The sequence below is a fragment of the Meiothermus sp. genome (assembly GCF_037443965.1).
Classification (GTDB): Bacteria; Deinococcota; Deinococci; order Deinococcales; family Thermaceae; genus Meiothermus.
Genome location: NZ_JBBINI010000012.1, coordinates 56769 through 79761, shown reverse-complemented (window position 1 = coordinate 79761; position 22993 = coordinate 56769). Strand labels below are relative to the sequence as shown.

The 22993-nt window shown below is 59.6% G+C and carries 24 protein-coding genes; 14 read left to right on the top strand and 10 right to left on the bottom strand.

Annotated features, from left to right (window positions below; genetic code table 11):
- Positions 1-68 precede the first annotated feature (68 nt).
- The 4 genes from WKI89_RS08510 to WKI89_RS08495 all read right to left on the bottom strand — a co-directional run bounded on the left by WKI89_RS08510 (position 69) and on the right by WKI89_RS08495 (position 4768).
- Positions 69-2726 carry an ATPase, T2SS/T4P/T4SS family gene (locus WKI89_RS08510; protein ID WP_337868769.1) on the bottom strand — a complete coding sequence of 886 codons (2658 nt, stop codon included), beginning with the start codon at positions 2724-2726 and terminating at the stop codon, positions 69-71.
- Positions 2727-2890: 164 nt separating this feature from the next.
- On the bottom strand, positions 2891-3445 hold the full coding sequence (locus tag WKI89_RS08505; protein WP_337868767.1) for a YqeG family HAD IIIA-type phosphatase: 555 nt from the start codon (positions 3443-3445) through the stop codon (positions 2891-2893).
- Positions 3446-3555: 110 nt separating this feature from the next.
- Positions 3556-4287, bottom strand: coding sequence for a peptidoglycan editing factor PgeF (pgeF, locus tag WKI89_RS08500; RefSeq protein WP_337868765.1), 732 nt, complete (start codon positions 4285-4287; stop codon positions 3556-3558).
- 16 nt (positions 4288-4303) lie between these two features.
- On the bottom strand, positions 4304-4768 hold the full coding sequence (locus tag WKI89_RS08495; RefSeq protein WP_337868763.1) for a hypothetical protein: 465 nt from the start codon (positions 4766-4768) through the stop codon (positions 4304-4306).
- Between the two features lie 190 nt (positions 4769-4958).
- Here WKI89_RS08495 and WKI89_RS08490 point away from each other — a divergent pair, with 190 nt between their 5' ends.
- Positions 4959-6122 (top strand): prepilin peptidase, encoded by a 1164-nt coding sequence (locus tag WKI89_RS08490; protein ID WP_337868761.1) that lies wholly within the window; start codon positions 4959-4961, stop codon positions 6120-6122.
- A gap of 31 nt (positions 6123-6153) precedes the next feature.
- On the opposite strand, the gene WKI89_RS08485 is transcribed toward WKI89_RS08490, so the two are convergent.
- Entirely contained in the window at positions 6154-6732 is a 579-nt protein-coding gene (locus WKI89_RS08485; RefSeq protein WP_337868760.1) for a glycerol-3-phosphate acyltransferase, read from the bottom strand.
- Positions 6733-6858: 126 nt separating this feature from the next.
- Between WKI89_RS08485 and WKI89_RS08480 the strand changes: the two genes are divergently transcribed.
- From WKI89_RS08480 to WKI89_RS08460, 5 genes are all read left to right on the top strand, one after another.
- Positions 6859-8118 carry an ABC transporter substrate-binding protein gene (locus WKI89_RS08480; RefSeq protein WP_337868759.1) on the top strand — a complete coding sequence of 420 codons (1260 nt, stop codon included), beginning with the start codon at positions 6859-6861 and terminating at the stop codon, positions 8116-8118.
- A gap of 134 nt (positions 8119-8252) precedes the next feature.
- On the top strand, positions 8253-9245 hold the full coding sequence (gap, locus tag WKI89_RS08475) for a type I glyceraldehyde-3-phosphate dehydrogenase (RefSeq protein WP_337868757.1): 993 nt from the start codon (positions 8253-8255) through the stop codon (positions 9243-9245).
- A gap of 108 nt (positions 9246-9353) precedes the next feature.
- On the top strand, positions 9354-10541 hold the full coding sequence (locus tag WKI89_RS08470) for a phosphoglycerate kinase (RefSeq protein ID WP_337868755.1): 1188 nt from the start codon (positions 9354-9356) through the stop codon (positions 10539-10541).
- Between the two features lie 3 nt (positions 10542-10544).
- Positions 10545-11006: a GNAT family N-acetyltransferase gene (locus WKI89_RS08465; protein WP_337868753.1), complete on the top strand. Its 462-nt coding sequence runs from the start codon at positions 10545-10547 to the stop codon at positions 11004-11006.
- Positions 11007-11047: 41 nt separating this feature from the next.
- Positions 11048-12001, top strand: a complete 954-nt coding sequence (locus WKI89_RS08460) for a nitroreductase family protein (RefSeq protein ID WP_337868751.1) — start codon at positions 11048-11050, stop codon at positions 11999-12001.
- On the opposite strand, the gene WKI89_RS08455 is transcribed toward WKI89_RS08460, so the two are convergent.
- Genes WKI89_RS08455 through WKI89_RS08440 form a run of 4 tightly spaced genes read right to left on the bottom strand, consistent with a single transcriptional unit; the run spans position 11991 to position 14051 of the window.
- Positions 11991-12362: a VOC family protein gene (locus WKI89_RS08455; protein WP_337868749.1), complete on the bottom strand. Its 372-nt coding sequence runs from the start codon at positions 12360-12362 to the stop codon at positions 11991-11993. The genes WKI89_RS08460 and WKI89_RS08455 overlap by 11 nt on opposite strands.
- Positions 12363-12387: 25 nt before the next feature.
- Positions 12388-13284, bottom strand: a complete 897-nt coding sequence (locus WKI89_RS08450; RefSeq protein ID WP_337868747.1) for a VOC family protein — start codon at positions 13282-13284, stop codon at positions 12388-12390.
- 39 nt (positions 13285-13323) lie between these two features.
- A complete protein-coding gene (locus WKI89_RS08445; protein ID WP_337868746.1) occupies positions 13324-13704 on the bottom strand; it encodes an Lrp/AsnC ligand binding domain-containing protein in 381 nt (126 codons plus the stop codon).
- A gap of 50 nt (positions 13705-13754) precedes the next feature.
- Positions 13755-14051 (bottom strand): hypothetical protein, encoded by a 297-nt coding sequence (locus WKI89_RS08440; protein ID WP_337868744.1) that lies wholly within the window; start codon positions 14049-14051, stop codon positions 13755-13757.
- A 108-nt stretch (positions 14052-14159) separates the two neighbouring features.
- Between WKI89_RS08440 and WKI89_RS08435 the strand changes: the two genes are divergently transcribed.
- From WKI89_RS08435 to WKI89_RS08400, 8 genes are all read left to right on the top strand, one after another.
- Positions 14160-14552: a helix-turn-helix domain-containing protein gene (locus tag WKI89_RS08435; RefSeq protein ID WP_337868743.1), complete on the top strand. Its 393-nt coding sequence runs from the start codon at positions 14160-14162 to the stop codon at positions 14550-14552.
- Between the two features lie 52 nt (positions 14553-14604).
- Positions 14605-15243, top strand: coding sequence for a dihydrofolate reductase family protein (locus WKI89_RS08430; protein ID WP_337868741.1), 639 nt, complete (start codon positions 14605-14607; stop codon positions 15241-15243).
- Positions 15244-15381: 138 nt separating this feature from the next.
- A complete protein-coding gene (locus WKI89_RS08425; protein WP_337868740.1) occupies positions 15382-15849 on the top strand; it encodes an effector binding domain-containing protein in 468 nt (155 codons plus the stop codon).
- Positions 15850-15909: 60 nt separating this feature from the next.
- Complete coding sequence (locus tag WKI89_RS08420; RefSeq protein WP_337868738.1) at positions 15910-16611, top strand: ImmA/IrrE family metallo-endopeptidase; 702 nt, start codon at positions 15910-15912, stop codon at positions 16609-16611.
- Between the two features lie 200 nt (positions 16612-16811).
- Entirely contained in the window at positions 16812-17228 is a 417-nt protein-coding gene (locus WKI89_RS08415) for an NUDIX domain-containing protein (protein ID WP_337868736.1), read from the top strand.
- Positions 17225-17938, top strand: coding sequence for a bifunctional dihydropteridine reductase/dihydrofolate reductase TmpR (gene tmpR, locus WKI89_RS08410; protein WP_337868734.1), 714 nt, complete (start codon positions 17225-17227; stop codon positions 17936-17938). Before WKI89_RS08415 ends, tmpR begins: the two co-directional genes overlap by 4 nt.
- Before the next feature lie 295 nt (positions 17939-18233).
- The gene (folE2, locus tag WKI89_RS08405) at positions 18234-19265 is read left to right on the top strand and encodes a GTP cyclohydrolase FolE2 (RefSeq protein WP_337868733.1); all 1032 of its coding nucleotides are present in this window, start codon (positions 18234-18236) and stop codon (positions 19263-19265) included.
- Positions 19266-19974: 709 nt separating this feature from the next.
- Complete coding sequence (locus tag WKI89_RS08400; RefSeq protein WP_337868731.1) at positions 19975-22359, top strand: YncE family protein; 2385 nt, start codon at positions 19975-19977, stop codon at positions 22357-22359.
- A 38-nt stretch (positions 22360-22397) separates the two neighbouring features.
- On the opposite strand, the gene sufU is transcribed toward WKI89_RS08400, so the two are convergent.
- On the bottom strand, positions 22398-22850 hold the full coding sequence (gene sufU / locus WKI89_RS08395; RefSeq protein WP_337868729.1) for a Fe-S cluster assembly sulfur transfer protein SufU: 453 nt from the start codon (positions 22848-22850) through the stop codon (positions 22398-22400).
- Positions 22851-22993: the final 143 nt, after the last annotated feature.

Below are 22993 nucleotides of genomic sequence, written 5' to 3'. Positions count from 1 at the left end.
CTAGTTGAGCGTCGCCCAAATGGCACACGCATACCAGACCATCGCAGAACGCTACGGATGGGTTTACATCACTCGTTGGTGCGGGCCATTACTTCTTCCAGGGTGGTCAGGCCCACAAAGGCTTTCTGAATGCCGTCCTCGCGTAGGGTTTTCATACCGCCCTTGCGGGCGATTTCCTTGATCTGGGTGGCCGACTGACCCTCGACGATGGCCCGGCGGATTTCATCGTCCAGCACCATCAGCTCGTGGATGGCCGCACGGCCTTTGTAGCCGGTACCGTTGCATTTGTCACAACCGGTGCCCTTGTACAGGCTCTTGCCCCGCAAATCCTCTTTGCTCAAATCCAGGCGGCGCAACACGGTGGGGTCGGCCTCCACCTGAATCTTGCAGCTTTCGCAAATCTTGCGCACCAAACGCTGGGCCAGCACCCCCACCAAAGCCGCCGAGATGTTGAAAAGCTCCACTCCCATCTCGTCCAGGCGGGTCACCGCACCTGCCGCATCGTTGGTATGCAGCGTGGCAATCACCAGGTGGCCGGTCAGGGCGGCCTCGGTGGCAATTTTGGCGGTCTCGGAGTCGCGGATCTCACCCACCATGATGATATCGGGGTCCTGGCGCAGGAAGCTTCGCAAGGCTTTGGCAAAAGTCAGGCCCGCCACCGGGTTCACCTGGGTCTGGTTGATGCCGGGAATCTCGTACTCCACCGGGTCTTCCACGGTGGTGGTGTTTTTGTCGGGGGTGGCGATGCGCTTCAAAATCGAGAAGGTGGTGAAGGACTTACCAGAGCCCGTAGGGCCGGTAATCAGGAAGATGCCATAGGGCTTGGCAATCACATCCTCGAAGCGCTGGAAGATGTCCTGGGCAAAGCCCAATTGCTCGATTTCGGGGATGTCGGCGGCCTTGCGCAAGAGACGCATCACGATCTTCTCGCCGTAGACAGTGGGTAGCGTAGAGAGGCGCAGGTCCAGATCAATCGAGCGGTCACGGTAGCGCACCCGCCCGTCCTGGGGCAGGCGGCGCTCGGCGATATCGAGGTTGGACATGATCTTCACGCGCGAGGCCACAGCAGGGCCGGCCCCCTTGGGCAGGCGCATGTACTCGCGCAGGTTGCCGTCGATCCGGATGCGCACCAGAATGTCGCTCTGGCGCGGCTCGATGTGGATGTCCGAGGCTTCTTGCAAGAAGGCTTCGCGGATGATGCTGTTGACCAGCTTGACCACCGCGTTGTCGTCGAGGGCGCTGGTGTCAACGGATTCTTCTTCCTTCTTCTTACCCTCGAATTCGCGGGCCAGCTCCTCGACCCCCGTCGAGCCACCATAAAACCGCTCGATCAGCTTGGAGATGGATGCCTCCGCCGACACCGCTGGCATCACGTCGCGCTTGGTAATCATGCGCAGGTCGTCAATGGCCAGGATGTTGCGGGGGTCTTTCATCAAGACCACCAGGGTGTTGCCCTCGAGGTGGTGCGGGAAAATGGTGTAGCGCCGCACGGTGGATTCGGGCACCATAGTCAGCACCGAGGGGTCGGGGGGGGAGTCGGTGGGGTCAATGTAGTGGTAGCCGAGCTGCGTGGCCAAGCTCTTAGCCAGCATCTCCGGCTTGATCTTGCCCGACTGCACCAGGGTGTCTTCCAGGCGACCACCGCCCTGCCGCTGCTTGGAGAGGGCTTCTTCGACATCCTGGGCGTTGACATAGCCCAGCTCCACCAGCACCTCGCCCAGTGGGCGGGTCTTGCCCATGCGTCGCTGTACCGAAAGGGCATCCTGTAGGGCTGCCCGGCCCAGCTTGCCTTCTTGTACCAGGGCCTCACCCAAACGGCTCTTCTCAGGGTAAACCTTGCCAAACAGAGTTTCCCAAACCTTGGGCAGGGTCAGGATGAACTTGGTTGGGCGTTCAACCAGTTGGGCTACGGCGTGGCGGTGGCGGGGGTCGGCCAGGACAATCAGAACCTGCTGGCCATCCTGGCGAATCGGCACGGCCTGATAACGCAGGGCATCGGGGCGCAACAGGAGGGCCGTCACCTCGTTTTGCAACTCGAGGTTGCCCAGTTCGAACTTGAACTCCAGCCCGGCCTGATCGGCCAGCACCTGATAGAGCTTTTCTTCTTCCAGGCCATACTTCCCGACCAGCAAGCGGCCCAGCAGTTCGCCGGTTTTTTCCTGTTCAACAAGGGCGGCCTCGAGGTCTTCCCGGCTCAACCACCCTCTATCTACCAGGATTTCACCCAGTTGCATCTCACCGGGCGAGGCAGCAGAAGGCGGTGGGGGAACGGGCAAGCCCAGCTCGGGGTAGTGCAGGGCCAGCGCATAGCGGAAAGAAGACTGGGTGGTCAGGTAGGGCTCGATAATCTGGTTGGTGAGGTCTTCGAGTTCCTCCAGCACCAGGTTGTCCAGCGGGTTCAAGAGGGCTACCCTCAGCGTACCGCCTTCCAAGCTAAAGGGGATGGCCCCCAGATCCCGGGCCCGCTCGGCAGGAATCAACGATTTAGCCTCGGGCGCTATCTCGAGGCCCACCAGTTCGACCAGCGGAACCCCAAAGGTCTCCTCGATGGCCTGGGCAATACGTCGTTCGGAGAGCAGCCCTAGTTCGACGATGATGTCCGAGAGGTTGCCCCCCACTTCGCGGTGTTGCTCTAGCGCACGCTGGAGTTCCTCATCCCCCAATAAGCCCATGTCCAACAGGGCTGCGCCCAATCGTTTGTCCCCAATGGTCAAGACGTTCGCCATTCGACCCGTCCTCCTATACGAAGCAGTTGATGCCAGGTATTGCTTTTGTGTTTGCAGGTAATAAAGAGCATTGCTTCGCTTCCTTCCTTGCGGTAGCAGGTGATGCAGAGCATAGCCTTGCTTCCTCCTATGTGACATCATGCAAGCTACTGCTTCGCTTCCTCCTAGTCTTTGCTTATTGTGGGCTCTTGGCGGTATTCTTTTGGGTCAAATTCCTCATTGGTTCCTGCCGCCAGTCCAAAGCTGGGGTTCCGCAGCACCCAGCGCTCGAGTTTCCGCACCAGCCGGGTGTATCCCATTTCCCTCTTAGAAAGAGGAGGAACCAGCACCGTATAGGCTCCAACCAAGTTACCACCGAGCACATCGGTAAAGAGCTGGTCGCCCACCACCGCCACCTGGCGATGAGTAAGGGCCAGCCGCCGCAGGGCTTTGCGAAAACCGAACCAGGGCTTGCCGGCTGGGCCAAACCCAGGAACCCCCAGCTTTGCACGCCAGTAGCGCACCCTCCGGCGGCTGCCGTTGGAGACCAGCATCACCTGAATACCCGCCTCCTTCAGGGTTTGCAGCCATTCCACCAGGCCCTCGGGGGCCTCGCCATAGGTTTTATAGGGCACCAGGGTATTGTCCAGATCCAGCAAAACCGCTTTCAACCCCCGCTCCTCAAGCCACTGCGGGGTGATGGCTGTAACCGATTGGAGGTGGGCCTTGGGCCTGAGCACCCCAATAGTCTAGCGAAAACTTGTGTAAGACTGTAGGTCATTTGGGAGAGGGCGGCAGCCGTGTACCCTGAAATACCGTGTTCGTCTGCCGGAATCGCACCCTGGCCCAATTAAATGGGTAGCATAATCAGCGCCCACATACGACCGGTCTGGCCCTTGTCGCGCCGGTGGGAAAAGAAGGCTGGGTCGGCGTAGGTGCAGCGTCCCAGTGCCCAGTAATTCGGAGGGGCGATTCCACCGCGGAGGGCCTGGGCCCGAATGGCCTGCTCCAGATCTAGCAAAAATTTGCCCGGATGGCTCGGGTCAGGACGGTAAAAAGGCAGCCCGGCCTGCTCGAACTGCTGCACCACTTCCGGCCCCACCTGAAAATGGGAGCCGCTGATGCCAGGGCCTACCGCAATGCGTACTGCTCCCGGGGAGCTCGCAAAATGAGATTTCATTAATTCCAAGGCTCTGGGCAGAATGCCCTCAGCCACCCCCCGCCAACCGGCGTGCAGGGCCCCCACCACCCCCTTTACGGGGTCGTGCAGCAGGATAGGGTAGCAATCGGCCACACTCACCCGCAGCAGCAAGCCTGAGGTGGAGGTGAGCAACCCATCGCCCTCCCACTCCCCCGGCCCCTCCACCAGGTGCACAGTGTTGCCGTGTACCTGACTTAGCTCCGCCAGGGGCGGATTGCCAAAAGCTGCCAGTACCCGCCGACGGTTCTCGAGCACATGCGCGGGGCTATCGGCGGTGGACAGCCCCAGGTTGAGGCTATCGTAGGGAGCAGGCGATACACCCCCCTGGCGGGTCGTGAAGCCGTGGGGCACCTCCAGCAAAGGGCTTGTAAGCATGTCCACGAGCTAACGCACCCCGCTAGCGGAAATTCACCCCTAGCCGCACATGCGGGATGAGTACGCTGGCCCCAAACACGTTGCCTCCTCCTACCGCAATAACGCCCTGCAAACCACCTTCGAGAAAAATGCTCAAACCATCCCCACCAAATTCAAAGTTGGCAAAGCCTCGAGGGGTAAAAACGGCGCCCCCTGCACCCCCGCCCAGGGCCAGATAGACCTCGCTGCCCGCACCCAGGTACCACCGGGTGCTACCACCCACCAGGCCCATTGGAAAAAGCAGGTCGAAAGAACCCGACAGCAAGGCGCCTGCACTCGAGCCAAAAGCAAGAAGGGGCAAACCCACCCCAAAACGCACGTCCACGGCCCCTGTATCAATCGTGTACTGCCCGCCCAGAACATACAGGCCAAATGCACTCCGGTTGCCCTGCGCCAACCCCAGTGAACCCACAAACACCAGCACCACCAGAATGAGCAGTTTCCTCATATTTCCTCCAGAATCCAGAGCATCAAGAACCCCGGATGTGCCCTTATTCTAAGATCGTTTCTCCAACAGCAGCTTTTTGCCATGTTACCCGCAATTATTCGCTGTCTGTGACAGGGCCTTGGCCCAAAATGGGCCAAACCCGCCCCTAAGCATCACAAGCCGCCCAGCTCCCAGCCTCTACAATAACGGGGTGGATTTTTTTCCGATGCCCCTGCTGGCGGTTTTCGCGTTCGTGCTCGGCAGCCTGATTGGCTCGTTCCTAAACGTGGTGATTTATCGCCTTCCTGCCGGTATTTCGGTGGTGTGGCCGCGCTCGCGTTGCCCCCACTGCCAGCAGGTGCTCTCCCCTATCGAATTGGTGCCAATCATCTCCTGGATAATCCAGAGGGGCCGGTGCAAAAACTGCAAGGCCCCGATCTCGGTGCGCTACCCGGCGGTAGAAGCCCTGACGGCAATCCTTTTTACCGTAGCAGCCCTCTTGCGCCCGGTTTTTCCCGAACTGGTCTTCATCTGGGCCTTTATCGCCTTGCTGGTTGCGCTTTCTTTCATAGATATTGACACCAAAACCCTGCCCAACTCGCTCAACTTTGCCGGGATTTTTTTGGGCTTGCTGGGGGCTGGGCTGTTGGGTTATCCACAGGCTTTTCCACAGGCCATAGACAGTGGCTTGATGGGGGCAGGGCTGATTGCCATGTTTGCGGGTTTTGGCGGCTTGCTCTATAACCGCTTCAAGGATGGCCCCCGCGAAGGCCCCTTTGGACTGCATCTCGTGCACCTGGCCGCCATGGTGGGGGCCTGGGGTGGGATGTTCGGCATGATGGGCGGCGTTTGGTTGGGCAGTCTGGGTATCCTGGTAGGCTTGTTCAATGCCTCGCTCAATGCCCGCAGCGGGAAGGTATTCGCCCTTCACGACGGCCTGACCCTGGGGCTCGCGGCGCTAGCACCCCTGCTGGCCTGGGTGCTGGGCTTATCACCGCTGGAAAGCCTGCGAGGGATGTTGGTAAGCGCGGGCGGCGTTGCCTTGGCCGGCATGCTGTACTGGTGGTCTCGCAACCCCTCCGATAGGGTCGAGCCCGAGGTTGAAGCCGAAAACCCCAGCGGCTACGTGACCGTGATGGGCTACGGCGATGTGGTGCTGGCCGGATTTCTAGGGGTCTGGCTGGGCTTCACTCACCTCTTGGTAGGAATCTTTATAGCGGTCTTTGCTGGAGCCATCATCGGCCTGATCATGCGGCGGTTTGGCGGTGACAACCAGATTCCCTTCGGGCCTTATCTGGCCATTGGCGGGTTGATTGCTTTTTTCTATGGCAGCGCAATCGTTCAGTGGTATTTGAGTTATATCGGCCTGTCGTGATCATGCTTTCCTGACCTTTGGCCCCATTTCTCTAGCGGTGCCACCAGCGGCCCGTGAGCACCAGCACGCCCCGCAAAGCCATGACCCCGCCCAGAGCGATCAGGGTGTATAGAGCTTGCGCATCTGCTCGAAGGGCATAGGCCAGATAGAGAAAAGCGAAGATGGCCGCAAACGGAATCGAGCCAACGCCTTGGAAGCGATCCCGCTTGAAGACCCCAAAATATACCCCTAATCCCGCCGCAAAAACCACTAGGCTCCATAAAGTTTCCAGGGGAAAAGCCCAAAGGGCAAACCCCCCCGCTGCTGCCAAGCCACCCCCACCGCGAAACCCAAACCAAAGCGGCCAGATATGACCAGCTACCACCGCTAGGGCGACCAGGGGTACCACCCAAAAATTAGCCGCAAAACCGGCTAGCCATGCGGCCAACATCCCTTTGCCCACCTCGAGCACCCCCACCCCCACCCCCCAGCCCCTTCCCAGTTGGCGAAAAACCCCCGAAGTACCGGCCAGATCACGCTCACGGATGTCCCAACCACGCAAACGCCCCACTAGAATGGGGAAATTGATCGAGCCGATCAGATACGCCAGAAAAATCAGAAGAAAATCCATACAGGGAACCAGCGGTACTCTAGCAAACCTGTAGTCTACACTGCAAAGCTGGGGTATAAATGGAGGCGTCGAGCGGGCTCACACAGCCCTGACGTTTGGGCCCAACAGTGTTTGGTGGAGGATGGCATGAAACAGTGGTTGCTTGGAATGCTGCTTTTGGTCGCTGGCCTAGGTTTGGCACAACAAAGAGCCGAAGATCTGATCAAAGCCCAGTGTGATAGGGCCGAAGTGGTCGCGGAGTTGTGGCACGGCTTCCGGGGAGGTGCGCCTAAGGACGCACTGGACAATCTAGCCGTGGAGTTCAACCGCACCCAGGGCGGGAAGGTCTGTGTACGCCCGGTCAGCCAGGGCAACTACCGCGACCTCTCCACCAAGATCAAGGCTTCGTTTGCTTCCGGCAAAATCCCGGTGATGGCCCAGGCTTTTGAAAACAACATGGCCCTGTACCTGGAAAGCGATGCCCTGTTGCCCATTCCCGCCCTGGGGGTGGACTTGAAGGGGATCAACCCGCTTTTCGCGAATGCAGTCAAGATCAACGGCCAAACCTATGGGGTGCCCTTCAACAAGAGCATCCAACTGCTGTATGTCAACCGGGATCTGTTGAAAAAATACAACGCCCGGATTCCCTTGAGCATTCAGGAATTTGTCGAGACGGCCAAGAAGATCTCTGCGGGGGAAAAACAGCCGGTGTACTGGTTTGTGCCCGATGCTTCGACCTATGCCTACTGGTTCTTTACCCTAGGCGGCAACTACCTGTCAAACGGCAAACTGGTGCTCAACTCGCCCAAGGGTGTGGAGACCCTCGAGTTTCTGGTCAGAGGTGTTAAGGAGGGCTGGGCCAAGCCCATCACCAACGGTTTTATCAACGAAAACTTCGGCTCGGGGGTTTTTGGTTTCGCCACCGACACCTCGGCCGGTTATAGCTTTTATGCCCGAGCTGCCAAGTTTGATGTAGGGGTTGCGACGCTGCCGGGCCGCACCGACAAACAGCCTGGCTTTGGCCTGGTACAGGGCACCAATATCGTGGTGTTTAAGGGAGCCGACGATAAGGAAAAGCGTGTAGCTGCCGATTTCCTGCGCTTTATCATTACGCCCAAAGCCCAGGCGGTGTTTGGGGTCGCGGCCAACTATGTGCCGGTCAACCAGGGCTCGGCGGTAGACCCCGTGGTGACCCGTTTTGTGAAGGACAACCCCGCGTTTGGCGTCGCCATCACCCAGGCCCGTTTTGCCCGCTTCGAACCGGCCCTCTCGCAGTGGGAGCAAATCCGCTTTGATATATTGGGGCAGGCCATTAAGGAAGCCGTGCTGGGGCAGGCTACCCCCAAAGCCGCACTCGACAAGGCCCAGAAAGCGGCTGAAGACTTGCTGGCAGGCCGCACCCGATAACATCAGGACATCCTTCTCCGTCCGAAAAACCACGGGCGGAGTATTCTTGTGGATGGGCGTCTCGGTAGGGAAGCGTTATAGTGTCCAGCGAAACGCGGAAGCCATCCAGCGTTTAGCCCAAATAGGAGGATCATATGAAAGTAGGCATCAACGGTTTCGGACGCATTGGCCGCCAAGTGTTCCGGATACTGCAAGAGCGTGGGGTGGAAGTGGTCGGCATCAACGACCTGTCGGACAACTCGATTCTGGCCCACCTCTTCAAATATGACTCCAACTACGGCCGTTTCCCTGGAACCGTCAGCTACGACGAAAAAAACATCACTGTAAATGGCAAGACCATCCGGGTGTACGAAGAAAAAGACCCTGCTGCACTGCCTTGGGGTGATATTGGCGCCGACATCGTCATTGAGTCTACCGGACGCTTTACCAAGCTCGAGGCCGCCGAGGCCCACCTCAAAGCTGGGGCCAAAAAAGTCATCATCAGCGCCCCCGGCAAAGGCGATATGCTCACGGTGGTGATGGGCGTCAACGAGGGTTCTTACGACCCCGCCAAGCACCATGTGATTTCCAATGCCAGTTGCACCACCAACGGCCTAGCGCCCGTAGCTAAGGTGCTCAACGACACCTTCGGGATTGATAAAGGCATCCTGACCACCGTCCACGCCTATACTGCCAGCCAAAGCCTGGTAGATGCCGTGAAGGACGACCCCCGCGATGCTCGAGCAGCGGCCCTCAACATCGTGCCTAGCGAAACCGGTGCGGCTAAGGCGGTAGGGCTGGTGATCCCCGAACTCAAGGGTAAGTTTGGTGGCATGGCCTTCCGCGTTCCCACCAGCACCGTCTCGGTGGTAGATTTCACGGCTATTCTGAACAAGGAAGCCAGCAAAGAAGAAATCAACGCCGCCATGAAAGCGGCTGCCGAAGGCCCCATGAAAGGTATTCTGGCCTATACCGAAGAACCCCTGGTGAGCAGCGACCTCAAGGGCGACCCCCATTCCTCGATCTTTAGTGCCCTCGACACCCTGACCATCGGCAACATGGTGAAAGTGGTGAGCTGGTACGACAACGAGTGGGGCTATAGCTGCCGCGTGGCCGACCTGGCCCAGTACATCGGTAAAAAGCTATAAGCCCGCACCTTTGGAGGGGACGCACGGGGTGAGCGGCTTCACCTTGGCCCCACCCCCCATCCCAACCCCTCTCCCGGTGGGAGAGGGCATTTGTCTAGGAGGTCAACCATGCGAACACTCAAAGACTTCAACGCTGCCGGTAAACGCGTGCTGGTACGGGTAGACTTCAACGTGCCCATCAAGGAGGGCAAGGTCAAGGACGAGACCCGGGTGGCGGCGGCCATCCCCACGCTAAAACACCTGTTGGATCAGGGGGCTACGCTGGTGTTGTTCTCGCACCTTGGGCGTCCCAAGGGTGGCTACGAGGAGGCCAGCAGCCTGGCACCGGTGGCCCCGGTTCTGGAAAAACACCTGGGCAAGCCGGTGGTATTCATCGGGGGCTCGCCGGAGCTGACCCCGGCCAGCGAAGCCACCCTGGAGCGCGTCCAGGCCGTACCCCCCGGCTCGGTTGTTCTGCTGGACAACGTACGCTTTGAGCCGGGCGAGGAAAAGAACGACGAGGAACTGGCGAAGAAGTTTGCGCGACTCGGGGATGCCTTTGTGCTCGACGCTTTTGGTTCGGCCCACCGGGCCCATGCCTCAGTAACCGGGGTAGCCAAATACCTGCCCAGCTACGCAGGCTTCCTGATGGAAAAGGAGGTTGAAAGCATTGGCAAGGTGCTGCACAACCCAGAGAAACCCTACTGGGTGGTGCTGGGCGGGGCCAAGGTCTCGGACAAGATAGGGGTGATCGAGAACCTGCTGCCCAAAGTGACCGGGATGGTGATTGGGGGGGCTATGGCCTTCACCTTCATCAAGGCCCAGGGGGGGCAGGTGGGCAAGAGCCTGGTGGAAGACGACAAGCTGGATCTGGCCCGCGACCTGCTCAAAAGGGCTTCCGACCTGGGGGTTAAGTTGCTGCTGCCTACCGATGTGGTGGCGGCGCAAAAAATTGAGGCCGGGGCGCCCACCCGAATTATGCCCGCAAACGCCATCGAGGACGGCTGGATGGGGCTGGATATCGGGCCCGAGAGCGCCCAAACCTTTGCCGAGGCGCTGCGAGGCGCCAAGACGGTGCTCTGGAACGGCCCCATGGGGGTCTTTGAGGTAGATGACTTTGCCAAGGGCACCCTGGCCGTGGGCGAGGCCATCGCCAAGCTTCAAGGAGCCTTTACCGTGATTGGCGGGGGCGACTCGGTGGCGGCAGCCAACAAGCTGGGCATGGCCGATAAGTTTAGCCATGTGTCCACCGGCGGCGGGGCCAGCCTCGAGCTCCTGGAACTCGGCACCCTGCCGGGTATAGAGGTGCTAAGCTAGGGCATGCCCCTACACATCCAGGCCGAACCCCCGGACAGCCCAGTAGCCAGGGCCCTGATCGCCGAACTCGATGCGGTCTTGGAGCCGCTGTACCCCCCGAAAAGCCGTCACGGGTATAGCGTAGAAAAACTCATCCAGCAGGAGGTCGCTTTCTTTGTGGCCTACCTGGACGGCCAGCCGGCGGGCTGTGGCGGGGTGCAGCTATTTGGCAACGAGTACGCCGAGCTCAAGCGGATGTACGTGCGGCCTCAGTTTCGTGGGCGGGGTGTGGGGAAGCAGCTTTTGACCCACTTGCAAGCCCATGCCTATGAGCGGGGCTTGCGGGTACTTCGGCTCGAGACCGGGGTCTTCCAGACCGAGGCCATTGGCCTGTACCAGAGCTTCGGCTTCCAGCGCATCCCGCCGTTTGGCCCCTACTTCGAAGACCCGGTGAGCCTTTGCATGGAGAAGCAGCTACACCAGTAGGGCCACAGTCTGGACGCGCCGCCCGGCGTTAGGCTACCCCTGTGAACGACCTTTACACGCTATACCAGCGCCGCGCCAGCGTGCGCAAGTTCAAACCCGAGCCCCTGCGCGAAGGCGACCTGGAAAAGATTCTCTTTGCGGCCCAGCGGGCCCCCACCGATGCCACCGCGCAGATGTACAGCCTGCTGCGCATCAGCGACCCGGAGCTACGCCGCAAGGTTTCGAGCCACTCCGGCCACAACCCCCACATCGAGACCTGCGCCGAGTTTTTCCTGATTCTGGCCGACGTATACCGCCTGCGACGGCTGGTGGAGCACCGGGGCGGGGTGTTCGGGCACTGGCCCCGCACCGCTTTGCACTTTGCCATCACCGATGCGGTGCTGGCCGGGAGCGCCCTGGCTACCATGGCCGAGAGCCTGGGCTATGGCATCGTGTGGATTGGCGGGGTGCTGAACGGCATAAAAGAGATCAAGGCGCTGTGCGGACTGCCGCAGGGGGTGGTGCCGGTGGCCGGTCTGTGCGTGGGGGTGCCGGACGAAAGCCCGGCCCCCCGCCCCCGCCTGCCGCGGGCGCTGGTGGTGCACGAAAACCAGTACCACGACTACAGCCCCGAGGCCCTCGAGCAGGCCTACGCCGCCATGGCCCCCATTACCCGGAGCGGTGACTGGTACAGGGTACTGGAGCGCTACTTCGCCCAGGGCGGCACCATGGAAGCGCGCGAGCCCGCCTACCAGCAGCTTTCCGCCCAGCAGGGCTTCGAGCCCGATCTGCCGCCCGAACTGCTCGAGGCGCTCAAAGAAAAGGGCCTCGAGGCCGGCTCGCTGGGCCAGCTCATCGAGGCGGCCTTTGCCCAGGGCTTCCGCAGCCTGCAGTTCCACCACCAGGGCTACGCCTGGATCGAGAAAGAACCCGAGGCCTACCGGGGCGACGGCAAGCCCGGCGAGGCTTTGGGCAAGGCCTTGCTACAGGCGCCCAGGGAGCGGATTATCCCATAAGTTCCTGGTAAACCCGTATAGCCACACCAAAAGGGTCGAGGAGGGAAAACTCGCGGGTGGCCCAGGGCTTGTTCTCCAGCCGGCCGTTGGGGTGCACGATACCGGCGGCCTCGCAGGCCACATACAGCAGGTCTACCTCGTCCACCTCGAGCCGGAAGGCATAGTTACGGCTGATCTCGGGGTTGGGCTCGAGGTAGAAGTGCAGCCGCAGCCCGTCCCGGCTCACCCCGCCGTACTCCACCGGGTTCTCGCCCCAGGTAAAAGGGTCCTGGAAACCCAGGTGGGTCTGATAAAACCGCAGCGATTCCTGCACGTCGCGGCTGGGTATCACCGGAATGATGGCCGAAACCTTTGTTTTCATAAGCTACCTCTGACAACTCCACCAATCAGGCATAGGCCTTTTGCAACTCGGCCAGCTCGAGCTTTTTCATCTGAAGCACCGCCTGGTTAACCCGGTTGACCCGTTCTGGGTCGGGGTCTTGCAGCATCTGCTCCAACGCCCGGGGCACTACCTGCCAGCTCAAACCGTACCTGTCTTTGAGCCAGCCACACTGCTCAGCCTCCGGTACCGCCGAGAGGCGCGTCCAGTAATGGTCAATTTCGGCCTGGGTGTCGCAGTAAATCATGAACGAGATGGCCTCGTTGAAAGCGAAGTTGTGCGGGTAGGCGCTGTCCATGGCGGCAAACCACTGGCCCGCCAGCATGAACTCGCTGTACATCAAGGTACCTTCGCGCTCGGGCGCCATGCCCGCCGGATAGCGCATCGTCGCTCCCCGTCGAGCGTTGGGGAACACCGAGGTATAGAAGTCCTGGGCCTCCTCGGCCTTGCCGCATACCTCGCCCACAAACAATAGCGCGGGCGTTATAAAAGGACGCGCCTCGCCACCGGGGTCGGAGAGGATAAGCTGCCAGGAAAGGCCGTAGCGGTCTTGAATCCAGCCGTAGAGGGGCGCAAAGGGATAGGCCTGTAATGGCATCAGCACGCTACCCCCTGGCAGCAACTTGTTCCAGAGGGCCTCGAGGTCTTGTCGGGTGCGCCCCTGGGAGGGGTCGAAGTTGAGGATGAACGAGGTGGAGGGATTGAATTTGAAAAGCGGCCCCGCGCTGATGGCCATGAAGGGCTGGCCGGCCAGCTCAAACGAGACCAGGTCGCAGTCACCCGAAGGCGTATCGCGCAAAACAACCAAACTATTTATCCTGGAACCCGGAATTGCATTGCAATAAAACCGGGCGGCCTCCTCGGCCTCTTTGTCAAACCAGAGATTGGGCACGATCTTGAACATTCAGCACCTCCTGGTGCGCCCACAGGACACAATTACCCTTCAGGCCGCGAGTTTGACCGAAATCTTACGAACACCTGGGGTGGATTGTACTTCTGTCAGAAGCGACTGCAAGGCCTCAAAATTGTGCCGCTCCACCACCAGCACGGCCTCGGAGGCCCCCAGCAAGGCATCGGCCTTGATCACCCCTGGCAGGCGGCCCAGGGCCTGCACGATACGCTTGGGTTGGGCACACGAAACAAACACATACGCGGACACACGACGGATATCCTCCACAACCGAAGCCTGGGTCTGCTGGGCGAGTTGCATCATGCGGGCCTCCTGTACAGCGTTTGGAATGGTGGGGCCAACCCCCACGGTTTCCTCGAGTAAACGTTGGTGCCGATCCCTGGCTTCTACTTCCCAGAAAAACGTAGAGAACATACCCACCCACCTCCCGCTATGCGGATTCTGCTAGCAGTGAAAGTCACACACTAGCTTGCAATCGGAAGGGGCTCTTGCGCAGGCTGGCTAAAGCGGTGAAACAGCTTGGACAAGCGGCCCTCGGGATAGTAGGTGGTGCGGTATTGGATGGTGGCCTCGAGCCAAGCTTTAGCTAAAGGTTGAGCCGTTGGGCGAAGCAAGGGCATTTTCTCGCGCAACTCGTTTTCCAGGGCCCAAAGACCGATCTGGCCCTTGCGGTTGTCGAGTTCGATGAGGGTATTCAGCACTTCACTGGGGTGTACGGTTCCACGTCCAATGGTCTTCCAGACTTTTTCGTTGTTGTTCATGTGCTTGCCTCCCGTTATGATAATAGCATAATCTATCTGCATAACGCAATACCTACCGGGGGACATTATGCCTTGACCGTAGAACATTTTTATGCTACCGTCAGAAACATGACACTAGCCGAACGTCTCCGCGAACTGCGCAGCCAGCAAGGCTGGCGCCTGAAGGATCTGGCCGACAAGAGCGGGCTTTCTGTGCCCTACCTATCCGACCTCGAGCGGGGCCGCACCAACCCCTCCCTCGACACCCTGCAAACCCTGGCAACCTCCTACAACCTATCGGTCAACGACCTGCTGGCCCCAGTAGACTTCTACGGCGAGCGCACCGAAGCCTCGCTGCCCAAGGGCCTGGCCGAACTCATCGCCGACCCCACCCTGGGGGCCGAGATCACCCCCGAGTGGCAGCGCACCCTGGCCCGCATCGAGCTGCGGGGCAAGCGCCCGGAGTCCAAGCGCGACTGGTACGAGATCTTCCTGCATCTCAAGCGGGTGCTGGAGGGCTAGAGGGCCCTCTAAACAACGTTAGGCCAACAGTCCAGCACGCGATAGGAAAATCATGAGCCAAGTATTCGTCAACATTTCCCTTAGCCTGGATGGCTATATGGCGCCGGACGGCATGGATCTGGCCCATTTCAGCGATCCGGGGTACAAGAACTGGGGTGCCAAATGGGGCGCGCTGATGGCCTGGGCCCTCAATCAGCAGTATTTGCGCGAGAAACTTAGGTTGGGGCCTGGCGGAGAGACCGGCCCTGTGAATGAGATGGTTCGCCACATCTTCGAGCGCACCGGTGCTCACATCATGGGCAAACGAATGTTCGATGGGGGCGAGCGCGGTTGGCCCGAAGAGGCCCCGTTTTACACACCGGTTTACGTTCTCACCCATGAGAAGCGCCAGCCCTGGGCACGCCCCGGCGGGACGACTTTTTACTTCATCAACGACGGGCCGGAGCGTGCCCTCGAGCTGGCCCGGGCATCGGCTGGCAGTCGTGATATCCGCATCTCGGGTGGAGCGGACGTAATCCAGCAGTACCTGAACCTGGGTGTTGTGGATGAGCTGGAAATCGCCCTGGTTCCGGTGTTGTTCGGTGGCGGGCGGCGCCTTTTTGAAAACTTACGCGAGCCTGGGCCGCAATTTCGCATTGACAGGGTTCTCGATACTCCAGAGGCCACACACCTGCGCTATGTGCGCCGGTGAGGGTGGCCTGGCAGTTGTTTGCCACGGACGGTTCGCTGCACAGCCTGCTAAAGAAGCGGAGCATTAGAAGTAGGCGGCCAACAACGGCCGTCCTCTTCATTTGAGTTGATGAAACCTTTGGCCCCCCATAATAAGACTATGGAGCGCCCCGTTCGCACCTACGAGTCGGGCTTTTTTGTGGCGGGGTACGAGGTGCGTACCAGTCTGGCCGTGGAGCAAAACCCCCAGACCGCCCGGATTCCGCCGCTCTGGCACAAGATAGAAAGCGGAGAGCTCGAGCTGCTCATCCCTAGGCGCCTGGCTAAAGGAAAGCCTTTTGTGGTCTATTACCACTACGAAAGCGAGCAGGGCCCCTTCTCGGTGCTGCTGGGCTACCAGGTGCGGGGGCAGGACGACGTTCCACCCGGCCTGAGCGGTCTAAACGTCCCTGGAGGTCGGTACCTAATGTTTACTGTGACAAGTTCCAAACCCGAATCGGTAAGGCAAGCCTGGCAACAAATTCAGACCTATTTCCAACAGCCCGGCGCACCCAAAAGGGCCTACACCTTCGACTACGAGGTACACGATAACACCCAACGGGTTTCGATTTTTGTGGCCATCCAGTAGATATTGAGAGTAATTTGCCATACTTGAAAGACGGTAGTGCCTATGGACTTGAGACCCAAGGTGATCAAACTGGCGCAGGATTACCGCAAGGCCCACGCGCCCCTCACGCCCGAGCGGCTGGCCGGAGGCATTGGGGCCAGTCTCTCGTATGGCAAGTTGCCAGAGGGCAAGTTTGGGGCGCTGGTGCCAGAGAAAAACCATATCTTGATTGATCAGGAATCTAGCCCCAAGCGCCAGCGCTTTACCCTAGCCCACGAGGTCATGCACGTGTTGATACAGCAGGACGACGATCTGCTCTCCGAGTTACACGAAGCCTACGCGGGCAAAGAACTAGAAAAGGAGCTCGAGGCCCTGTGCAACCTGGGAGCCGCCGAGATGCTGCTGCCCAGCGGAGTTGTGGACGCAGCCCTGGTCAAGAAAGGCCAAAGCCCCAAGCTGGTGCCCGAGCTTGCCGAGTTGCACCAAGTCTCGGAAGAGGTGGTGATTATTGCGCTGGCCGAACGCGGCCCCATCCCCTCGATTGTGTTGATGGCGGGCAGCAAGCCGTTGCGGGTCTATTTCAGCGCCAGTCACCCCCGTATCTTCGACCGGGTGAGCCGGGGCACTGGCTTTCGCCGCGATGATCCGTTGGTGGTCGCGTTCGAAACCGGCCTACCGCAAAAGACTAAAACCAACCTGCCCAACCATGCAGGGCTGTATGGCCTCGAGGCCTACCCCAAAGGCGGGCGGGTCTACGCAATCTACAAGGAACTGCAAAACTAATCGCAAAAAAACGCACCGTGCTTCGTAAGCCAAACACCACCTTCCGCCGGGACCGACAGAGTTGAACGAACGCCATCGGGGTTTCCGGTTCCTATCGTAGTTCGCTCATGCACGCAAAAAGGGGTCTTTCTGCTTTGGGCCGGGCATGTTAACCTCCAGCACCTTCTCCAGTGGCTTACCGGCGTAGCCTAAAACCCGGTATGGCGCATCAATACCCTATCCCCACCGTGGGCGCCCTGGTCAAGGGGCCATTGGGCCGGGTGCTGATTGTCAAGACCACCAAGTGGCAGGGCAGGTGGGGGGTGCCGGGGGGCAAGATCGAGTGGGGAGAACCGCTGGAAGCGGCCCTCAAACGAGAGTTTTGCGAAGAGGTGGGCCTCGAGCTCTTCAACATCCGCTACGCTATGTTGCTGGAAGGGGTGTTCGACCCCCAGTTTTACAAACCGATGCACTTTTTGTTCATCAATTACTTTGCCGAATGCTCGAGCGAGGAAGTCCGCCCCAACGAAGAAATTGCCGAGTGGGCCTGGGTCAGCCCTACCGAAGCCCTCCAATACCCCTTGAACAACATCACCCGCACCCTAATTCAGGCCTATCTTAGCCGGGGGGAAGCATGAGCAAAGTGGCCCTGGTGACCGGCTCGGCCAAAGGCATTGGGCGGGCTATTCTGCTGGCGCTGGCCCAGCAGGGCTTTGATGTGGCGGTGCATTACTACACCAGCGCCCTCGAGGCCGAACAAACCCGCCAGGAGGCTGAGCAACACGGGGTTAGAGCCATCAAGGTTAAGGCCGATGTGACGCGAGTAGAGGAGGCCCAAGGGCTCATCGGGCAGGTGGTCGAACAGCTCGGGGGCTTGCAGGTGCTGGTCAATAACGTGGGCAACTACCTCAAGAAGCCCATCGAAGCAACCACCCCCGAGGAGTGGCAGGCCCTGCTGGACTCCAACCTGAACGCGCCTTTCTACCTGACCCAGGCCGCCCTCCCCTACCTGGGCCAGACCGGTTATGGGCGGGTGGTGAATATCGGCTTCGCCGGGGCGCAGAACCTGCTGGCCCGCCCGGAGATTACCCCCTACGCGATCGCCAAAACCGGCCTGATTCTGTACAGCAAGGCCCTGGCCCAGCGCCTGGCCCCCAGGGGCATCACGGTGAATGTGGTCGCGCCGGGGGTGGCCGAGAACTCCGTATCCAAACCCGTCAACGAGATTCCCATGGGCCGGCTGGCCCATCTGGAGGAGCTGGCTCGAGCGGTGCTGTACTTTGTGGATGAGCAGAGCAGCTACATTACCGGACAGGTCATGGAGGTTTCGGGGGGATGGAATCTGTAGCAGCAAACAAACCAAGCCATTGGCTTCGGTAAAGGCTTTTACACAGCAACGCCTGTCGAGTTGCTAGGCTGGTGTTGGAGGTACGCACACACGGAGCCTCCTTTTGGAAAACTAGCGTCTAGGTTACGTTCAGTTTGTGTATAAGGTGACATGCTGTGTAAGTGCAGTTGGACTAGACTGCAATTGGTGCCCGGGCTCGTGTGAAGGGAAGCAGCCCAGGACACCACGCAACAGATTCCCTTCGCATATGCACTCGTCAGACTGCTCGAGGTTGCTGACGAAAAAGGAGACGCCCTTGCTTAGCTACGACAACAAGCAAATCCTCGATACACCCCCCCTCAAACTCGATAAAAACGGTGGCAAAAAAGCCTACCTGTTCCGCAACACCGACGGTGCAGAGCCGGTTATCACCCGCCATTACGACGCCCACTTCCGACCCGACGCCGCCTACAAAACCAGCTTGCCCGACATGACCGAGACCATAGACTCGGTGGAGGGGGCCAATGTCGCCATCCAGCAGGTGGGCATCTCCGGCTTCCGGCTTCCGCTCAAGTTTGCCACTCCAGCCGGTGAAGCCCTGACCCTCGAGGCCCGCGTCACTGGCACGGTCTCGCTCGAGGCCAACCTCAAGGGCATCAACATGAGCCGCATCATCCGCACCTTTTATGCCCACAAAGAAGAGGTATTCAGCCTGGATACCCTGGCCCAGGTGGTGCAGGACTACCGCCGCGAGCTGGGCAGCCTGACCGCTAGGGTCAAGGTGGCCTTTAGCTATCCCATGCGGGTATCGGCCCTGCGCTCGGGCCTGGAAGGCTATCAGTTCTACAGCGGCAGCTACGAAGCCGTCGCCGAGGGCAATGGCCTGATTCGCCGCTATGTCGAACTCGATTTCGTCTACTCCTCGGCTTGCCCTTGCTCCGCCGAACTGGCCGAACACGCCCGCGATAACCGCGGGGTGTACGCCATCCCCCACAGCCAGCGCTCCAAGGCCCGCATCAAGGTGGAGGTCGCCCCCGATACCTCGCTCCACCTGGAAGACCTGATCCATCACGCCCGCGAGGCCCTCAAAACCGAAACCCAGGTAATGGTCAAGCGTGAAGACGAACAGGCTTTCGCCGAGTTGAACGGGGCTTACGTAAAGTTTGTGGAGGACGCGGCCCGGCTGGTGTACGAGCAGTTGATCGCTGACAAGCGCATCCGCGATTTCCAGGTGGCCTGCTCGCACCTCGAGAGCCTGCACTCCCACGACGCGGTCTCGGTCATTGCCAAGGGCCTACCCGGCGGTTTGCGCGCCGACTTCAACGACTTCAGCACCCTGGTCTGTTAGTGGTTTGGCAAGTTAAAGATTGATATGCAGTGAATTTCCCAAAAAGAAGCGCTCAAAGCAACTTCCAGATATTAAGGGAGCCAAATCCATCCCGGGAATTAAGTTACCGGAGCACTAGAACCGTTCCACCACCCATTCTTCAGCGGCGGGCCACTGGTGCTCTCTTTACTGCTTCTTTGTTTTCCCGCAGATTCCCCGAAGTCTTTAGGAAATTCAGAACGCCATTCCATAAGTTGTTCCAGTCCATGCTATTGACTTCTGGAATAGGACTATTCAAATCCAAAGGTCTCCACCCCGGTGGTGTGCTCATCCCCACCGGGGTTCGGGCTCACGGGGGGGCAGGTTAGGTTGCTGGAGGCCGCTCAGGGCTACTACTCCCAGGGTCCTGTCCTGGGGGTTTGAACCGGGTTGAGGGGGGTGACCATATGGAGGCTTACCGCCTGCACGCTGGGCGGCAGCGGGGAGGCTTGGAGGGGTGTTCTGAGTCCATGCTGGTTTGCCCGACGTTACCGCCTCGTTACCGACTCCTTTGCACCATGCGATGCGAGGGAATGCAGCAATAGCAGATGGTCGCCTTCCCTCAGATCTGGAGCGGTTTGCGGAACGATTTGGGCGTTGTGGATAGCAAAGTTTGCTCTCCCAAAGCCGGTTCCGTCGCCGCGATGGGCGGCGAAATACCAGCTAACTGCGATATACAAGGAGGAGGATTATGAAACCAGGGCACCATCAGTTAACCGGCCTGAGGCTAGCAGGGTTGCTGCTCTCGGCCTTGCTGGCAGCCTGTGCACCTCCCAGTGGAGGGAGCGGCGGAGGCAACGAACCATTCCTCAAGCGGGCTTCCAAATCGGGAGCCATTGCCATCACGGGCGATGACCGATATGTGGTGCAGGTCAACCCTGAGGACGACTCCATCTCGATTTTCCGCACCGCCGACGATATACGTACCGCCAAGCTCGCGGTGGGCGACGAGCCCAGTGCGGTGGTGATTGGCCCCGACGATAAAACCGCCTTTGTGGCCTTACGGGCCGAGGCCAAGGTGGTCAAGGTCAGCGGGATTGACACTGGGGCTCCCACCATTGTTGGCAGTGTGAATGTAGGCTCTGAGCCCACCGGCCTGGCCCTTAATCCCTGTGGTAAGAAGCTGGTGGTAGCTGAGTTCGGCGAGGGGCGGGTCTCGACCTACAACACCGACACCCTGGCCAGCCAGGGCTCGGTGATCGTAGCGGCTCCCAGGGCCGTGGCGGTCTCCAACAACGGCAACTCCAACTGCGATGACGAGAAGATCGTAGTGACTGAGTTCTATGGGCGCATCGGGCCAGGTCGCGAGGGCAGCGATACCAGCCGCACCGGGGCCGTGCGGATCTTCCGATCCAACGACCTAAGCGAGGTCGGAACTGTATTGTTCGAGCCAACAGACCCCGGCGCATTTCCGATTGATACCAGCACCGCCAACAGCGCGGTGGACTCGGCCTCGCCCAACCAACTGGCCAGCGTAGCCATCGTGGGCGACAAGTTTATCGCCACTGCCATTGCTGCCGCACCCAACAACGCGCCCAAGTTCGACGAAAATGTGTTTCAGTATCTGCTAATTGGCGACCTCAATGGCAACAAGCTGGGCACCATTAGCATCTCCGATGCCATCCGTACCCTATCAGTTTCTAATGGAACCACCAAGTTTTTCATGGCCGATCTGGTAGACGTTGGCGTGGTGGGCAACAACATTTTGTATCTGCTGGCCAAGGGCGGTGAGGCTATCCAGCGGGCCATCCTGATCAACAATACTTCCGTCACCTTGGGCACCCCTACCGTACCGCAAATTGACCTGCAAACCCTGGCTACCAAGTGCCAGAACCCCATTGGGTTGGTCACACCGCATGACACCACCGATCAGAAGAAGATGTTTGTGAATTGCTGGGTTACCCGCAATACCGGCATCGTAGATTTAAGTCAGCAGAAGCTGGTCAAGGTAGTGGAAGCTTCTCCTGCTCCTGCCCCAGGAAGCCTAGACGCGAAGATAAGCAAAGGACGGCATTTCTACTTCACGGGACGGGGGCGTTGGTCAAAGGGGGGCGAGGGCTGGTCGAGTTGTGGGAGTTGCCATCCCGATGGACTCTCCGACAACATCACCTGGCACTTTGCCGCTGGCCCCCGCCAGAGCACCTCGATGGATGGTAGCTTTAGCCACGGCCCCGGTGCACAAAAGCAGCGTATCTTCAACTGGAGTGGCATTTTTGACGAGCAACACGACTTTGAGCGCAATACCCGCGATGTCTCCGGTGGTCTAGGGGCGCTCACAACGGGTGGCTGTGGCAACCTTGCTACCGAGACTCGCACCAACCTGACCGTGGACGCTACCCCTGGCGGTGCACCCATCGGCGGGCTGGCTAAACCCCTGCGCGAGTTACAGGAAGCCACCCCGAGTTGTGTGAAGGACTGGGACGACATTGACGAGTTCGTCAAGACCATCCGTCCGCCCAAGGGACGACGTTTCCTGGATGCAGGCTCGGTGGCACGGGGCTTGCTGTTGTTCCGTGAAGGCAAATGTACCAACTGCCACGGTGGGGCAGGCTGGACGCTCTCGAGGCGCTTCTTCACACCATCGGCAGCAACCAATACCACGCTTACCACAGCCTCTTTCAATGGCGCACCCATCGGCAGCCCACATACCGTTCAGATCGCCAACGAACCCGCTTCTACCCCCATTGCACCAGCCCAGGTGGCCTGTGTGTTGCGCAAGGTGGGCACCTTTGGCGTACCAGGAGATACCACTGCTACCAATGCCCTCGAGCTCAAAGCAGGCCGCCCTCCCACCGCTCGAGCCCAGGGTGAGTTCAGCGGCTACAACATCCCCTCGCTCTACGGCTTGCAGGTGGGCGCGCCCTTTTTGCATCATGGGCAGGCCAAGACCCTGGATGAGCTTTTCAGCGATGATAAATGGAGCACCCACCTGCTGGCTGGCAACGCGGTCTTTACCCTCAGCGCCACCCAGCGGCAGGACTTGATCAACTTCCTGCTATCCATTGACGCTTCTACTGGCGAGGAGGCCCCAGCTGCAAGTTCTGATGTATGCCCCTCGGTTTTCCCAGCACCTTGAAGCAATCAACACCTGTAGCCCAGGGATGAACTTCTGGGCTACGGACTTTTGGCTCGAGGCGAGAGTGCACCTGCTTCGTGGGCGGCTTGTTCCAGGGCATTCCAGGCCAGGGTGGCGCACTTGACCCGGGCCGCCAGCTTGTGCACCCCCGATAAAGCCGCCAGGTCGCCCAGCTCGAGGGTGGGCGCAGCGCCATCCACAATCATGGCCTTGAACTGCTGTTCCAGCGCCAGGGCTTCTTCCCAGGTCTTGCCCTTGACCAAGTCGGTCATTAGCGAGGCCGAAGCCTGCGAGATGGCACAGCCCTGCCCACGAAAGCGCAGGTCGGCAATCTGCTCGCCATCGGTCAGAACCATCAACTCGATCTGGTCGCCGCAGGAAGGGTTGTCGCCCATTACCCGCACATTAGCTGAGTCCAGCGGGCCATAGTTGTGCGGCGATTTGTAGTGACGCAGGATGATTTCTTTGTAAAGGTCGTCTAGGAGACTCATGTCAAGGCCAATTCTATAGCGGTTTTCAGAAGGAATGACGAAATTCCCAAGGAGAATTGCCATATCAGGCACATTTTTTCCGCTAGGATTAGCAGCATGCAATAGCGAAAACCCCGATAAGCCTGCTGAACTAAAGATTCGGG